General features: G+C 70.9%; 14 protein-coding genes. All 14 read left to right on the top strand.

The window, feature by feature from the left end; all coding sequences use genetic code 11:
• Nucleotides 1-276: 276 nt before the first annotated feature.
• The 14 genes from OG897_RS23640 (at nucleotide 277) to OG897_RS23575 (ending at nucleotide 15,644) form a co-directional block, all read left to right on the top strand.
• Nucleotides 277-1,023, top strand: a complete 747-nt coding sequence (locus tag OG897_RS23640; protein ID WP_266659196.1) for a helix-turn-helix domain-containing protein — start codon at nucleotides 277-279, stop codon at nucleotides 1,021-1,023.
• Nucleotides 1,024-1,177: 154 nt separating this feature from the next.
• Nucleotides 1,178-2,797: an ABC transporter substrate-binding protein gene (locus OG897_RS23635; protein ID WP_266659195.1), complete on the top strand. Its 1,620-nt coding sequence runs from the start codon at nucleotides 1,178-1,180 to the stop codon at nucleotides 2,795-2,797.
• Between the two features lie 61 nt (nucleotides 2,798-2,858).
• Nucleotides 2,859-3,782: an ABC transporter permease gene (locus OG897_RS23630; RefSeq protein ID WP_266659194.1), complete on the top strand. Its 924-nt coding sequence runs from the start codon at nucleotides 2,859-2,861 to the stop codon at nucleotides 3,780-3,782.
• Nucleotides 3,775-4,749 carry an ABC transporter permease gene (locus OG897_RS23625; RefSeq protein WP_266659193.1) on the top strand — a complete coding sequence of 325 codons (975 nt, stop codon included), beginning with the start codon at nucleotides 3,775-3,777 and terminating at the stop codon, nucleotides 4,747-4,749. Before OG897_RS23630 ends, OG897_RS23625 begins: the two co-directional genes overlap by 8 nt.
• Before the next feature lie 15 nt (nucleotides 4,750-4,764).
• A complete protein-coding gene (locus OG897_RS23620) occupies nucleotides 4,765-5,739 on the top strand; it encodes an ABC transporter ATP-binding protein (RefSeq protein ID WP_266659192.1) in 975 nt (324 codons plus the stop codon).
• Entirely contained in the window at nucleotides 5,732-6,841 is a 1,110-nt protein-coding gene (locus OG897_RS23615; protein ID WP_266659191.1) for an ABC transporter ATP-binding protein, read from the top strand. Before OG897_RS23620 ends, OG897_RS23615 begins: the two co-directional genes overlap by 8 nt.
• Nucleotides 6,842-7,079: 238 nt before the next feature.
• Nucleotides 7,080-8,144, top strand: a complete 1,065-nt coding sequence (locus OG897_RS23610; RefSeq protein WP_266659190.1) for a hypothetical protein — start codon at nucleotides 7,080-7,082, stop codon at nucleotides 8,142-8,144.
• 237 nt (nucleotides 8,145-8,381) lie between these two features.
• The gene (locus OG897_RS23605) at nucleotides 8,382-8,576 is read left to right on the top strand and encodes a DUF2304 family protein (protein ID WP_266659189.1); all 195 of its coding nucleotides are present in this window, start codon (nucleotides 8,382-8,384) and stop codon (nucleotides 8,574-8,576) included.
• Nucleotides 8,577-8,706: 130 nt separating this feature from the next.
• Nucleotides 8,707-9,597, top strand: a complete 891-nt coding sequence (gene mshB, locus OG897_RS23600; RefSeq protein ID WP_266659188.1) for an N-acetyl-1-D-myo-inositol-2-amino-2-deoxy-alpha-D-glucopyranoside deacetylase — start codon at nucleotides 8,707-8,709, stop codon at nucleotides 9,595-9,597.
• Nucleotides 9,594-10,169 carry a DUF6113 family protein gene (locus OG897_RS23595; RefSeq protein ID WP_266659187.1) on the top strand — a complete coding sequence of 192 codons (576 nt, stop codon included), beginning with the start codon at nucleotides 9,594-9,596 and terminating at the stop codon, nucleotides 10,167-10,169. Before mshB ends, OG897_RS23595 begins: the two co-directional genes overlap by 4 nt.
• Before the next feature lie 227 nt (nucleotides 10,170-10,396).
• Nucleotides 10,397-12,655, top strand: coding sequence for a hypothetical protein (locus tag OG897_RS23590; protein ID WP_266659186.1), 2,259 nt, complete (start codon nucleotides 10,397-10,399; stop codon nucleotides 12,653-12,655).
• Between the two features lie 165 nt (nucleotides 12,656-12,820).
• On the top strand, nucleotides 12,821-13,735 hold the full coding sequence (locus OG897_RS23585) for an ABC transporter ATP-binding protein (RefSeq protein ID WP_266659185.1): 915 nt from the start codon (nucleotides 12,821-12,823) through the stop codon (nucleotides 13,733-13,735).
• Complete coding sequence (locus tag OG897_RS23580) at nucleotides 13,732-14,469, top strand: ABC transporter permease (protein ID WP_266659184.1); 738 nt, start codon at nucleotides 13,732-13,734, stop codon at nucleotides 14,467-14,469. The genes OG897_RS23585 and OG897_RS23580 overlap by 4 nt, the downstream gene beginning before the upstream one ends.
• Nucleotides 14,466-15,644: a sensor histidine kinase gene (locus OG897_RS23575; protein WP_266659183.1), complete on the top strand. Its 1,179-nt coding sequence runs from the start codon at nucleotides 14,466-14,468 to the stop codon at nucleotides 15,642-15,644. The genes OG897_RS23580 and OG897_RS23575 overlap by 4 nt, the downstream gene beginning before the upstream one ends.

Here is a 15,644-nt window from a genome sequence, read left to right as displayed (position 1 = left end):
AGAGGTAGTTGAAGAACCGTGCCAAGTTTTCCCCCCACGGAAAACCCCGCCCCCAAACGCCGGAGTGGCTATTGCCCGTTTCGTACCGTTGCGCTGGAGCGGCATATGCGGAGACTGAGGCTTCAGAGCGGAGTGAGGGTCTCCCACGAAGAGAGCCGTGCTCCGCCCGTGACCTGGTGATCATGGCTAACACAAGGCGGATGACATGGGGTTGGTCGGTTTCGGCGCTCGGTCGTCGAGTGTTCTCGCGTGGGTGACGTTCGGTCATGAGGCGATATGAGCGCCGCCCGGGGGTTCGATCTGCTGACGGCGATGCTCGCCCTGGAGCGTGAGCATCCCGGCCCCCTGCGGCTGGCGGAGATCGCGGACCGCGCCGGGCTGAGCTCCTCGCAGGCCAACAAGCTGCTCGCCCAGGCCACGGCCCGCGGCCTTGTCGTACGCCCCAAGTACGGGATGTACCGGCTCGCCTCGACGGACGGAAGTCGCGCGGTCGTACCACCGTCCGCCACCGGCCCCCTCGTCCTGCGAACGACCAGGGAGGTTCTGCGGAACCTCCAGCGGCAGGCCGGTGCCTCCGCGGTGGCCCTGCACGTGCCACAGGTGCTCCCCGGTCCGAACCTCCTCTGCAATCTGGTCGACATCACAGGGCCTCCCGCCACCCTGGCACCCGTACTGGAGCAGCTGGCCCACCAGCAGCCGAAGAGGACGGCGGCGGGGCGGGCCATGCTCGCGCTCATGCCGGGGAAGGTGACGCCGCATCACTGGCTGCCGCCGGAACACCAGCTCTCGCCCCGTCACGTGGCGGCCATTCGCGGCGCGGGCGTGGCGAGTCACCGCTGCGGCGAGTGGGAATCGCTGGCGACCGTCATCAGGAGCGGCGCGCGCTTCGTGGGGGCGCTCACGATCATCGGCCCCCGGTCGGTCGTCGGTGAACTCTCGCGGTGGGCCGAGCCCCTGAAGCGTGCGGCCGCGCAGTGCGGTTTCGCCGAGGCGGGGCGAGGGGGCGTCCGGCCGGTGTGGTGAGGGGGCGCCCGGTCCGTGCGGTGAGGGAGCGCCCGGCGCGTGGGTTGGGGCGGCGTCCGGTCCGTGGGCAGATGGCCGCAGTGAAGATGCGACACCATGCCAAATGGGGTGATATGGGTCCCTAAGTCGTCTTTGGGACTCTAGGAGGCACTCCATGCGCGGAGCCAGGCACGCCAAGTGGGCCGCAGCCGCGGCCGCCGTCGCTCTCGCCGCGACCGCCTGCGGTGGCGGCGGCAGCAGCGGCAGCAGCGGGGAGGGCGTGCTCAGCGCCTGGTGGGGCGACCCGCAGAACCCCCTGGAGCCCGCGAACACCACCGAGGTGCAGGGCGGCAAGGTCCTCGACATGGTCACGCGCGGCCTCAAGCGGTACAACCCGAGGACGGGCGCCGCCGAGGACATGGTCGCCGAGAAGATCGAGACGACCGACGCGCAGAACTTCACCGTCAAGCTCAAGGACTGGAAGTTCTCCAACGGCGAGAAGGTCACCGCCGAGTCCTTCGTGAACGCCTGGAACTACGCCGCCCACCTCAAGAACAAGCAGAAGGGCGCGTACTTCTTCGGCTACATCGAGGGCTACGACAAGGTGCACCCGGAGCAGGGCAACGCCACCGCCGAGACCCTTTCCGGGCTCAAGGTCGTCGACGAGAAGACCTTCACGGTCAAGCTCAAGCAGAAGTTCTCCACCTGGCCCGAGACCCTCGGCTACGCCGCCTTCGCCCCGCTGCCCAAGGCGTTCTTCGACGACCGCGACGCCTGGCTGTCCAAGCCGGTCGGCAACGGCCCGTACACCGTGGACAACTACGCCAAGGGTTCGGTGATGAACCTCAAGAAGTGGGAGGAGTACCCGGGCGCGGACAAGGCGAAGAACAACGGCGTCGACCTGAAGGTCTACACCGAGAACGGCGTCGCCTACAACGACCTCGTCGCCGGGAACCTCGACCTCCTCGACGACGTCCCCGCCGCCCAGCTCCAGAACGTCAAGAACGACGTGAACGGCCGCTACGCCAGCCCGCCCGCCGGCATCATCCAGACCCTCGCGTTCCCCTTCTACAAGCCGGAGTGGAAGACCGAGGGCGCCGTCAAGGTCCGCAAGGGCCTCTCCATGGCGATCAACCGCAAGCAGATCACCGAGACGATCTTCCACAACACCCGCACCCCCGCCACCGACTGGACCTCCCCTGTCCTCAAGACGGAGGGCGGATACAAGGCCGGGCTGTGCGGCGCCTCCTGCGACTACAACGCGGCCGAGGCCAAGAAGCTCATCACCGAGGGCGGCGGCATCCCCGGCGGCCAGCTGAAGATCACGTACAACGCGGACAGCTCCCACAAGGAGTGGGTCGACGCGGTCTGCAACAGCATCAACAACGCACTCGGCAACAACACGGCGTGCGTCGGCAACCCCGTCGGCACCTTCGCCGACTACCGCAACAAGGTCTCCAAGCAGGAGATGGACGGCCCCTTCCGGGCGGGCTGGCAGATGGACTACCCGCTGATCCAGAACTTCCTGGAGCCGCTGTACTACACGGACGCCTCGTCCAACGACGGCAAGTGGTCCAACAAGGACTTCGACAAGCTCATGAACCAGGCCAACGGCGAGGTCGACACCGCCAAGGCCGTCGAGACGTACCAGAAGGCCGAACAGGTCGTCGCCGACGAGATGGCCGCCATCCCGCTCTGGTACCAGAACGGCAGCGTGGCCTACTCCGAGCGGGTCTCCGACGTGGCGCTGAACCCCTTCAGCATCCCCGTCTACAGCGAGATCAAGGTCAACTGACGCCCACCGCAGGCGAGTTCACCGCAACGACGAGTAACGACGACCTCAGGAGCCCCCAGTCATGGGACGTTATGTGATCCGGCGTCTGCTCCAGATGATCCCGGTCTTCTTCGGCGCCACCCTGCTGATCTTCCTGATGGTCAACGTCATGGGCGACCCCATCGCGGGCCTGTGCGGCGACCGCAAGTGCGACCCCGCGGTCGCCGCACAGCTCAAGGCGGACTTCGGCCTCGACAAGCCGGTCTGGCAGCAGTACCTCACCTACCTCGGCAACGTCTTCACCGGTGACTTCGGCCGCGCCTTCAACGGCCAGAAGGTCACCGAGCTGATGAGCACCGCCTTCCCGGTGACCGCCCGGCTCACCCTCGTCGCCATCGTCTTCGAGGTCGTCATCGGCATCAGCCTCGGCGTCCTCACCGGCCTGCGCCGGGGCCGCCCCGTCGACACCGGGGTCCTCCTGCTCACCCTGATCGTCATCTCGATCCCCACCTTCGTCACCGGTCTGCTGCTCCAGCTGCTGTTCGGCGTGAAGTGGGGCTGGGTGAAACCGGCGGTCTCCCCGTCGGCCACCTTCGACGAACTCCTGCTGCCGGGACTGGTGCTGGCGTCCGTCTCGCTGGCGTACGTCACCCGCCTGACCCGCACCTCCGTCGCGGAGAACGCCCGCGCCGACTACGTCCGCACCGCCGTCGCCAAGGGCCTGCCGCGCCGCCGGGTGATCTCCCGGCACCTGCTGCGCAACTCCCTGATCCCGGTGGTCACCTTCATCGGCACCGACGTCGGCGCCCTGATGGGCGGCGCGATCGTCACCGAGCGCATCTTCAACATCCACGGCGTCGGCTACCAGCTCTACCAGGGCATCCTGCGCCAGAGCTCACAGACCGTCGTCGGCTTCGTGACCATCCTGGTCCTCGTCTATCTGGTGGCCAACCTGATCGTCGACCTCTTGTACGCCGTTCTCGACCCGAGGATCCGGTATGCCTGAGCCCACTCCCCGCAAAGACGACCTCGCGATCTCCGGTGCCGGAGCGGGCGGCGCGATGGATCTCGCCGTCGCCGAGGGCACCAGCCTGGAACAGCCGCCAGGACCCGAGAAGGGCGGCGACAAGGCCCGCAGCCTGTGGTCCGACGCCTGGCACGACCTGCGCCGCAACCCCGTCTTCCTGCTCTCCGGGCTGATCATCGCCTTCCTGGTGTTCATCTCGCTGTGGCCCTCCGTCATCGCGTCGGGCGACCCGCTCGCCTGCGACCTGGCCAAGGCCCAGCAGGGCTCCCAGCCGGGCCACCCCTTCGGCTTCAACGGCCAGGGCTGCGACGTGTACACCCGTACCGTCTACGGAGCCAGGGCCTCGGTCACCGTCGGCGTCTGCGCCACCGTCGGCGTCGCCCTGATCGGCAGCCTCCTGGGCGGCCTCGCGGGCTTCTTCGGCGGCTGGTTCGACTCGCTGCTGTCGCGCATCACGGACGTCTTCTTCGCCATCCCCGTGGTCCTCGGCGGCCTGGTCTTCCTCTCGGTCGTCCCCGGCACCACCGTCTGGCCGGTGATCACCTTCATCGTGCTGCTCGGCTGGCCGCAGATCGCCCGCATCGCCCGGGGCTCGGTCATCACCGCCAAGCAGAACGACTACGTGCAGGCCGCCAGGGCACTCGGCGCGGGCAACCCGAGGATGCTGCTGCGCCACATCACCCCGAACGCCGTCGCGCCGGTGATCGTCGTCGCGACCATCGCCCTCGGTACGTACATCGCCCTCGAAGCGACGCTGTCCTACCTCGGCGTCGGCCTGAAGGCCCCGACCGTCTCCTGGGGCATCGACATCTCGTCGGCCTCGGCGTACGTCCGCAACGCGCCGCACATGCTGCTGTGGCCCGCCGGCGCGCTCGCCATCACGGTCCTCGCGTTCATCATGCTCGGCGACGCGGTGCGCGACGCCCTCGACCCCAAGCTGCGATAGAGGGTGTGCTGACCCATGCTGCTCGAAGTGCGTGACCTCCACGTGGAGTTCAAGACCCGCGACGGCGTCGCCAAGGCCGTCAACGGGGTCAACTACAGCGTCGACGAGGGCGAGACCCTCGCCGTGCTCGGCGAGTCCGGCTCCGGGAAGTCGGTGACCGCACAGGCCGTCATGGGCATTCTCGACATGCCGCCGGGACGCATCCCCCAGGGCGAGATCCTCTTCGAGGGACAGGACGTGCTGAAGCTCAAGGAGGAGCAGCGCAGGAAGATCCGGGGCGCGCAGATGGCCATGATCTTCCAGGACGCGCTGTCCTCCCTGAACCCGGTCCTCTCCGTCGGCGAGCAGCTCGGCGAGATGTTCGTGGTGCACCGGGGGATGTCGAAGAAGGACTCCCGGGCGAAGGCCGTCGAGCTGATGGACCGGGTGCGCATCCCGGCCGCGAAGGAGCGGGTCGGCCAGTACCCGCACCAGTTCTCCGGCGGCATGCGCCAGCGCATCATGATCGCGATGGCGCTCGCCCTCGAACCGAAGCTCATCATCGCGGACGAGCCGACGACGGCCCTCGACGTGACCGTGCAGGCCCAGGTCATGGACCTGCTCGCGGAGTTGCAGCGCGAGCTCAACATGGGGCTGATCCTCATCACCCACGACCTGGGCGTCGTCGCGGACGTCGCCGACAAGATCGCCGTCATGTACGCGGGCCGGATCGTCGAGACCGCCCCGGTCAAGGAGATCTACGCCAACCCCGCCCACCCGTACACCAAGGGCCTCCTCGAATCGATCCCGCGCCTGGACCAGAAGGGCCAGGAGCTGTACGCGATCAAGGGCCTGCCGCCGAACCTGCTCAGCATCCCGCCGGGCTGCGCCTTCAACCCGCGCTGCCCGATGGCGAGGGACGTGTGCCGCACCGACGTGCCGCCGCTGTTCGACGTGGCCGAGGGCCGTCAGAGCGCCTGCCACTTCTGGAAGGAGACGCTCGATGCCTGAGACGCCTGAGAGGATCCCCGGCCGCCAGAAGGCGGGCGCGACCGAGGCCAAGGACTGGGTGGGCCCCTCCTCCAAGACCGGCGACGCCATCCTGGAGGTACGGGACCTGGTCAAGCACTACCCCCTCACCCAGGGCATCGTCCGCAAGAAGCAGGTCGGCGCGGTCAAGGCCGTCGACGGGGTCTCCTTCGACCTCGGCGCGGGCGAGACCCTCGGCATCGTGGGCGAGTCCGGCTGCGGCAAGTCGACCGTCGCCAAGATGCTCGTCCAGCTGGAGAAGCCCACGTCGGGGGCCATCCGCTACAAGGGCGAGGACATCACCAAGCTGTCCGGGCGCGCGCTGAAGGCGGTCCGGCGCAACATCCAGATGGTCTTCCAGGACCCGTACACCTCGCTGAACCCGCGCATGACGGTCGGCGACATCATCGGCGAGCCGTACGAGATCCACCCCGAGGTCGCCCCCAAGGGCGACCGGCGCCGCAAGGTCCAGGAGCTGCTCGACGTCGTCGGCCTGAACCCCGAGTACATCAACCGCTACCCGCACCAGTTCTCCGGCGGTCAGCGCCAGCGCATCGGCATCGCCCGCGGCCTGGCCCTCAACCCGGAGATCATCGTCGCGGACGAGCCGGTCTCGGCGCTCGACGTCTCCGTCCAGGCGCAGGTCATCAACCTTCTGGAGAAGCTCCAGCAGGAGTTCAACCTCTCCTACCTCTTCATCGCCCACGACCTCTCGATCGTGCGGCACATCTCCGACCGGGTCGGTGTGATGTACCTGGGCCGGGTCGTCGAGATCGGCAGCGACGCCGAGATCTACGAGCACCCCACCCACCCGTACACCCAGGCGCTGCTCTCCGCCGTGCCCGTCCCCGACCCCACCGCCCGCGACCACCGCGACCGCATCATCCTCAGCGGCGACGTGCCGTCCCCGGCCAACCCGCCGTCGGGCTGCCGCTTCCGTACGCGCTGCTGGAAGGCGGAGGACCGGTGCGCGCAGGAGGTGCCCCTGCTGGCGGTCCCGGCGGTGTTCCGCGACGCGGACTCCCCGGCGGCGCACGACTCGGCGTGCCACTTCGCCGAGGAGCGGGTCGTGGTGCCGCGCTGACGGTTGTGCGCCGATGGTTTTTACGCGGGGGCAACGCGCGCGACACGCGGGCCCCTCAGGGTGGGAGACGTACGGCCGTGCGGGTGCCGTGGACCGGCCGGGGCGCTCTATGACGCCCCGGCCGGTCGCCTTCCGTTGACCCGTACGCCGCCCGGCGGTCGCTTTTCGTGGCCACCGGGTTACGCATCCGGACTTCGGCCCCTTGTTCAACTCCCTTACCAGGGTGGACCATTCAGCCATGGGAGCGACGGGGCAGCCACAGTCACTGGTACGCGGCGCACGATTCACCGGCAGCGGCGTCTGTCTCCTCCTGGCCCTCCTGACGGGGCTCTGGATCGTCCGTGACCTGCGCCTCGTCGACGACCCCGCCCGGCTGTGGTGGGCGTGGGCGGGCAGCGGCGCGGACCGCTTCCTGACCGCGAGCACCCGCTACGAACTGAGCCTCCTGCTCGTGTACGTCGTCGTGGCGGTCGTCGTGCCGCGCTCCCCGGTGGCCGCCTCGGCCCTCACCGTGACCGCCCTGGTCACCCTCGCCGTGCGCGCCCCCGCGCTGTGGGCCGAGGGCTTCGCCGAGGTCTACCCGCACGGGCTGCGGATGCGGGCCATGGTGTCGACCTTCCTCGCGCTCGGGCTCGCGGCGACGCTGCTGATCGTGGTCGCGGCGGGCCGCAGACCGGTGCGATCCGGCCAGGGAGCGCCGGGGTCGTACGGGCGTACGGACGCTCGCTCCGGCACCGTCCCGACGCGCCCGGGGCGGGTGACGGGCGTCGTCGGCGGACTGCTCCTGGCGGCGGTCGGGCTGGTGGCCGCGGCCTGGGAGGTCCACGAGTACGTCCGGCAGTCCGGCTCCTTCTCCCGCTATGCCGAACGCTTCACCGGCAGCGGCGGCGGACTCCAGCTCCTCGGGATGCCGGCGGGCTGGGCCTGTCTTGTTCTCGTCGCCCTCTCCCTGACGGCGGCGGTGGGCGCGCTGCTCGGCGCGGTCCACTCGCGGCCCCTCGGTCTGGTGGTGGCGGGGCTGGTGTGGACGAGCGGTGCGGCAGGGGTGTCCCTGTCCGTACGGGCGAACCTGTTCGCGGACTTCGGAACGCTGGACGCGATCGAACAACTCACCGTTTCCGGCTGGGTGTTCCAGCTGGTGGCCGGAACGGCTCTGGTCCTGATCCTCGGCCGCAGGGGAGTGCCGGGCGACCCCCCGCCGAGGCTCGCCCCGAACGTCTACGACGGCTACGGGCCCACGCCGCTCCCGGGTGGCGGCGGGTTCGGACCGCCGCCACCGAGTTCGCGCCCGCCGGGGTGGTAGAGGTCGCTCCGGAGGTCCTCGTGGGTCGTCAACTCCGGCTTCCGCAGGGGCGGTTTCCAGCCACGCTCCCCATGTGCCCGCCCCCCGTGCGCCCCTCGTGCTGCCGTGCACCGATCAATGCGTAGATGCGGATAGTTATGATCCGTAGCGCTAGGTGGGTATAGACCTGCTGGCACCTGTCGTGCTGCCGTAGATCCAACCGTCGTCCCGACCGTACTCAAGTGGAGGTGAACCGCCGTGGCACTCTCGATCTCACTGGTGGTGCTGCTGGCGATCGTCGTCTTCCTGCTGGTCCGGAAATCCGGACTGAAGGCCGGACACGCGGTGGTCTGCATGCTGCTCGGCTTCTACCTGGCCAGCTCCTCCATCGCACCCACGATCAAGGACGTCACCACGAACGTCGCCGGGGTACTGGGCGGCTTCCACTTCTGACGGCGCACGGGGGCGGCCGACGCGGGAGGTCGGCGCGGGCGACCGGAGCGGGCGGTCGGCGCGGAAGGTCGGCGCGGGAGGGCCGGGGCGCACGAGGGGCGCGCGCACGCCCACCTCGTAGGCTGTCCCCATGACCGAGCTCCCCACCCGTCGTCTGCTCCTGGTGCACGCTCACCCCGACGACGAGTCGATCAACAACGGCGCCACCATGGCCAAGTACGCGGCCGAGGGCGTGCGGGTCACCCTGGTGACCTGCACCCAGGGCGAGGAGGGCGAGATCATTCCGCCCTCCCTCGCCCACCTCGCCGCCGACCAGGACGACACGCTCGGCCCGTACCGGGCCGTCGAGCTGGCCGCCGCCATGAAGGAGCTGGGCGTCAGCGACCACCGCTTCCTCGGCGGCGCAGGCCACTTCCGCGACTCCGGCATGATGGGCGCCCCGCAGAACCACCGCGAGAACGCCTTCTGGCACGCCGACGTCGACGCGGCGGCCCCGTACCTCGTGCAGGTGATCCGCGAGGTGCGCCCCCAGGTCCTCGTGACGTACGACCCGGACGGCGGCTACGGCCACCCCGACCACATCCAGACGCACCGCGTCGCCATGCGCGCCGCCGAACTCGCCGCCGAACCCACCTACCGGCCGGACTTCGGCGTCCCGCACGCCGTCGAAAAGGTGTACTGGAACCGGGTCCCGCGCCCCGTCGCCGAGGACGCCTTCGCCCGGCTGCGCGCCGAGGACCCCGGCTTCCCGGGCATCGCCCCAGTCGACGACGTACCCGGTGTGGTCGACGAGGAGCACGTCACCACGGTGGTCGACGGCACCGCTTACACGGCGGCCAAGACGGCCGCGATGCGTGCGCACGCCACGCAGATCACCGTCCACGAGCCCTGGTTCCTGCTCTCCAACGAGCTCGCCCAGCCCGTCTTCACCACCGAGTACTACGAGCGGGTCTTCCCGCCCCGGGACCCCGAGGGCGACGAGCCGGTCGAGACGGACCTGTTCGCGGGGGTCGGCGCATGACGAAGGAACAGGGCGACACGCCTCCTCCCACGAAGGCATCCACCGGCAAGGCCCCCACCGGCAAGGCTTCCACCGCCCAGGGCTCCGCCGCGAAGCGCAGTGTCGCCAAGTCGACAGGACCGCGGCGCAGCGCCGCCGGGTCGACGTCCCCGGGCGGCTCCCAAGCCACCGTCGCGAGCCCCCCGCTCCTCATGACCCGGCCGGTCGATCCCCGCCGCATCCCCGTCTACCTCGGCCTCTTCGTCCTCGGCGTCCTCACCGGGCTCGCCGGGGCCCTGGTCGACGGGCTGCTCCAGCCGCTCGGACCGCTGCTCGCCCTGCTCGCCGCGGGCGGCCTCTTCTACGGCGGTACGTACGCACTCGGCACCCGGCTCGGTGCGGCCGTTCCCGGGCTCGGCTGGCTCCTCGCCGTACTGGTGTCGGCCTCGGGCCGCACCGAGGGGGACGTGCTCGTCGGCGGCGGAACCGGTGCGAGCGTCTTCCTGATCGGCGGCATCGTCCTCGCTGTGATCTGCGCCACCATGCCCAAGCTGGCAGCCCCCGCCGAGGGCGCCGTCCGGCCGGGGAAGTGACGCACCCCTTCCTTACCCCTTCCTTCTGTTTCCCTCCGCTTTTCCCCGCCCGATTCCCGTGACCGATCCCGCTTCGCCGCCCCCGCCCGCGCCACCCGGCCGGCAGTGCCCTTTCGGCGGGCGCGGGGCTCGGGTCGGCGGCGGCCAGTATGGTGGTGCGCGCCGCCGAGCCGCCCGCAGCACATGGTCAAGAGAACGAGCGGTGGAGCCAACCGGGAGAACCTGCCTTGAGTCGTGAAACTGACAGTTCGTCCTCCGGCGCGCAGGGGCGCGGTGGAACCGCGTACCCCTCCGGTACGACGCCGTACGGACAGAGCCCGTACCCCTCGCTCCATCAGGACGGCCAGGACGGCTTCGGTGCCGGGGCCAACGACGAGCCCGCCGAGGCTCCGGAGCCGGACGGGCCCAGGACCGAGACGACCCTGACCACCCGCATCCGCATCAACATCCCCGGATCGCGCCCCATTCCGCCCGTCGTCATGCGCAAGCCCATGGCGGACGGCGAAGGTGACGGGGCGTCGGCCGACGGGACGGCGAAGGGCGAGAGCACCGCCGAGACCGTGTGGCCGCCCTCGGAGCCGCTCTCTGCCGCACCGTCAGCGTCCTCCGGCGCCTCGGGGTACGCGGCGGCGTCCGCCTCCGACGGCGCACCGGCTCAGCCGCCGCTGCCGACCCGTGTGCAGGGGGCCACCGTGCGCGACAAGGGCGCTGAAGGTTCCGGGGGTTCCGCGCCGGGTTCCGCTTCCGGTGACGACAAGCCGACCAGCGACTGGTTCGCCCCTCGGAAGTCCCCGGTCGCACCGCAGCCCTCGCCGGACCGTCCGGCCGCACCCGACGCCTCCCAGGGCAACGGGCTGCCGTACTTCACCGACGGCACGGGCCTCGGGGACGGCGCGGGCAGCACCCCGCAGTCCGGCCCCGCCGGGCCCACCACCGGACCGGTGAGCGGCAGCAGCAGCCTGGCCCCCAAGGGGGCGGCGCCGTCCCGCGACCAGGGCCAGGACTTCGGCCCCGAGACGACGGGCCAGCACTTCATGCCGGGCCCGGAGACGACGGGCCAGCACTACGTGCCCGGCTCCGAGACGACCGGCCAGCACCAGATGCCCGGTTCCGGTTCGGGTTCCGGTTCCGCTCCCGGCGGGTGGACCCGGGCGCGCCCCGAGCAGGGCGGCGGCCCCGGAGCGCCGTCCGCTTCCTCCCCGTACGGTACGAACCCGGTCACCGGCCTGAACGGTGCGGGCGGCATGGGCGACGACACCGCCGTCCTCACCCCGCAGACCGACCCGCGCGACGACCTGCCCGGGACTCCCGCCCCGGGCCCCGGGCCGATGACGCCTCCCGGGTACGTCTCCGGCGACACCCTGACCAGCGGTGTCCCGGTGGTGCAGCCGGACGGACCGCGTCCGCAGTTCCCGTCGGGCCCCAACCTCACCCCCCGGCTGCCCGACCCGCCGGGCGCGTCCGACTTCGGCCGGACCGCTCCCGTACGCAACGAGCCCGCCCCGCCGCCCGCCCCCAAGCCCGCCGCTCCCGCGAAGAAGAAGGGCCGCTCCAAGCTGGTCCTGCTGGCGGTCGGGGTCGTCGTCATCGCCGGTGGCGTGTACGGCGCGGGCCTGCTGCTCAACCACTCCGACGTGCCCAAGGGCACCACGGTCCTCGGCCAGGACATCGGCGGCGGCACCAAGGACGAGGCCGTCGTCAAGCTGGACGCGGCGCTCGGCAAGCGGGCCACGCTGCCCCTCCAGCTCGTCGTCGACGGCAAGAAGACCGAACTGGCCCCCGGCAACGCGGGTCTGTCCCTGGACAGCCAGGAGACGGTGCGCGGCGCGTCCGGCAGCGACTACAACCCGGTGTCGGTGGTCGGCTCCCTGTTCGGTGGCGAGCGCGTCGCCGAGCCGGTGATCCCGGTCGACGAGGAGAAGCTGACGGTCGCCCTGACGTCGCTCGCGGGCACCTCGGGCACGGCGTCGGAAGGCACCGTCACCTTCGTTCCCGGCAAGGCGGTCGCCGTACCGGGCAAGCCGGGCAAGGCACTCGACGTCAAGGCGTCGATGGCGAAGGTGCGGGACGCCTACCTCGCGCAGGTGCGCAGCGGGAAGACCGTACCGGTCGACCTGCCCGTCGTCGCCAAGCAGCCGACCGTCACGCAGGCCGAACTCGACCGCGCCATGAAGGAGTTCGCCGAGCCGGCCATGTCCGCGAACGTCAAGATCACGGCGGGCCCGGGCGGTGCGGGCATCCCCCTCGGGCCCGGGAAGTCGCTGCCGAAGATCCTGTCGATGAAGGCGGTCGACGGGAAGCTGACGCCGGTCTACGACCTGAGGGTGCTGAAGGAGCTGGTCGGCAGCACCTTCGACGGCGTGCAGGTCAACGACCCTTCGGGCAAGCGCCCCGTGTCGATGGAGGACGTGCGCGACGCGATGCAGAAGGCCCTGGTCGGCAAGACGACCGCCGAACGGACGCAGGCCGTCAACCTGAACCCGTAGGCCCGTTCCACCGGAGCCCCCGTGCCGCCTCGGGCGCACGGGGGCTCCGGTGTGTCGCGGTCCTGACCGCGACGCCGGTCACCACCCCGCCCATGACATCTGTCATGCCGAACACCGGACACCCGTCTCTGCCGCGCGGGCCCTCCGGTTCGCCACCCTTGAGGCATGCAGACGACACCCGTCCACTTCGCCCAGGTGACCAAGGCGTACGGCCCCGTGAAGGCCGTCTCCGACCTCACCCTGACCCTCCGCCCCGGCGAGACCGTCGCCCTCCTCGGCCCCAACGGCGCGGGCAAGTCCACCACCCTCGACCTCCTCCTCGGACTGCGCCCCGCCGACACCGGAACCGTCACCCTCTTCGGCACCACCCCGCAGCGCGCCGTCGCCGACGGCCGGGTCGGCGCGATGCTCCAGAGCGGCGGCCTGATGGAGGAGGTCAAGGTCCGCGAGATCGTCCGGCTCGCCTGCGACCTGCACCCCAAGCCGTACCCCGTGCAGGAGGTGCTGGACCGGGCCGGGATCGCCGCCGTCGCGGACCGCATGGTCAACAAGCTCTCCGGCGGCCAGGAGCAGCGCGTCCGCTTCGCCCTCGCCACCGCGGGGGCCAACGACCTGATCGTGCTCGACGAGCCCACCACCGGCATGGACGTCACCTCCCGCCAGGCGTTCTGGGCGACCATGCGCGACCAGGCCGACCAGGGCCGCACCGTCCTGTTCGCCACGCACTACCTGGAGGAGGCCGACGCCATCGCCGACCGGGTCCTCGTCCTGCACAAGGGCCGCCTCCTCGCCGACGGCACCGCCGCCGAGATCAAGGCGAAGGCGGGCGCCCGCCGGATCGCCTTCGACCTGGAGGGCCCGATCGACGAGAGCGCGCTCGGCGCCCTCCCGTACCTCTCCCAGCTGGCCGTCTCCGGCCGCACCGTCCGCATGCAGTCGCACGACGCCGACGCGACCGTCCACGCGCTGTACGGGCTGGGCCTCTACCCCCGCAACCTCGAAGTCGCCGGACTGGGCCTTGAGCAGGCGTTCGTGGCGATCACCGAAGCCGAAGAGACCAAGGAGTCCCAGGCCGCATGAAGACCCTCGTCGCCCTCGAAATCCGCCGCACCCTGCGGAACAAGAAGTTCATGTTCTTCTCGGTGATCTACCCCTCCGCCCTCTTCCTGATGATCGCGGGCACCCAGGGCAACCAGAAGGTCCCGGACTCCGACCTCACCATGCCCCTGTTCGTCATGGTCGCCATGGCCTCCTTCGGCGCGCTGACGACCGTCCTGATGGGCAACAGCGAACGCATCGCCAAGGAGCGTGAGAAGGGCTGGGTCCGCCAGCTGCGCCTGACCAGCCTCCCCGGCCGGGGTTACGTCCTCGCCAAGATCGCGGGCTCGGCTGTCGTCACGCTGCCCGCCATCGTGATCGTGTTCGCCGTCGCGGCAGCCGCCAAGGGCGTACGCCTCGACGCCTGGCAGTGGATCGCGCTGACGGCCGTCATCTGGGCGGGCAGCATCGTCTTCGCCGCGCTGGGCGTGGCCCTCGGCTACGTCGTCAGCGGTGACGCCGTCCGCCCCGTCACGATGATCGTGTACTTCGGCCTGTCCATCCTGGGCGGTCTGTGGATGCCCGCCACCCTCTACCCTCAGTGGCTCCAGAACATCGCCGAATGGCTGCCCACGCACGCCTACGCGGCCCTCGGCCAGGCCATCGAGCTGGGTGGCGCCCCGCACGCCAAGGACGTCGCCATCCTCGCCGGATACTTCCTCCTGTTCGCGGGCGGCGCCGCCTGGCTGTACCGGAAGGACGCGCTGAAGGCATGAAAGAGGAGTCGGCGGGGGAGACCTTCGCCCCGATCGGGCGGCCTGCGGACAACCGCCGCCCGGTCGTGGCGAAGCTGCTGTGGATCGGCATCTGGCTCGCCTTCATGGGCGCCCCCGTGTCCGACCTCCTGGGCGACGCGCACACCGCCCCGGCCGTCGTCGGCGGCTGGCTGGGCCTGGCCGCCTTCGTCGCCGTCTACTTCGCCCTCGTGTTCCGGCACACCTCCAAGGCGCTGGCCCGCCGCCTCGTCTGGACCGCCCTGGGCACGCTGTACGTCCTCTCGTCCGTCCTCTCGCTCACCCTGGGCCGCCCCTGGCTGACCCTCTTCGTGTACGTGTCCGTGGCGTGCGGGGCCTGCCTGCCGATGCGGGCGGCGCGCTGGGCGATCCCCGCGGTGACCGCCACCCTGCTGCTGGCCGGCCTCGGCCACGAGGGTCCCGGCCAGATCCTGGGCGCGGTCGCGATCCCCGCGCTCCTCGGCGGCTTCGCCATGACGGGCGTACGCCAACTCGTCCGTACGACGGTGGAGTTGAGGGAGGCCCGCGCCACCGTCGCCCAGCTCGCCGCCAACGAGGAACGCCTGCGCCTCGCCCGCGACCTGCACGACCTCCTCGGCCACTCCCTCTCCCTGATCACCCTCAAGAGCGAGCTCGCGGGCCGGATGCTGCCCGGCCACCCGGAACAGGCCGCCCAGCAGGTCGCCGACATCGAGAAGGTCAGCCGCCAGGCCCTCGTCGACGTCCGGGAAGCCGTCACCGGCTACCGCCGCGCCACCCTCGCCGCCGAACTCGCCGGAGCCCGAACCGCGTTGGCCGCCGCGGGCGTCGCGGCGGACCTCCCCGCCGCACTCCCGCCCGATGCCCCTGACGTCCCTCCGGAACAGGAGGAGGCGCTCGCCTGGGCGCTGCGCGAAGCCGTCACCAATGTCGTACGGCACAGTGGCGCGCGGCGCTGCACGGTGCGCCTGCGCCGGACGCAGACCCTCGACGGAGCCTTCCTGGAGCTGACGGTCGAGGACGACGGCCGGGGCACACCGGGCACTCCCCGCGCGGGCAACGGCCTGACCGGCATGGGCGAGCGGCTCGCGCGGGCCGGCGGCACGGTCCACGCCGCCCCCGCACTCCCCGGCTTCGCCCTCAGGGCCACGGTGCCGCTGCCCACCGTCCCCGCCTAG

Source organism: Streptomyces sp. NBC_00237, from assembly GCF_026342435.1.
Taxonomy (GTDB): Bacteria; Actinomycetota; Actinomycetes; order Streptomycetales; family Streptomycetaceae; genus Streptomyces.
The sequence above is the reverse complement of the archived record's forward strand: the minus strand, read 5'-3'. Positions and strand labels throughout refer to the sequence as shown.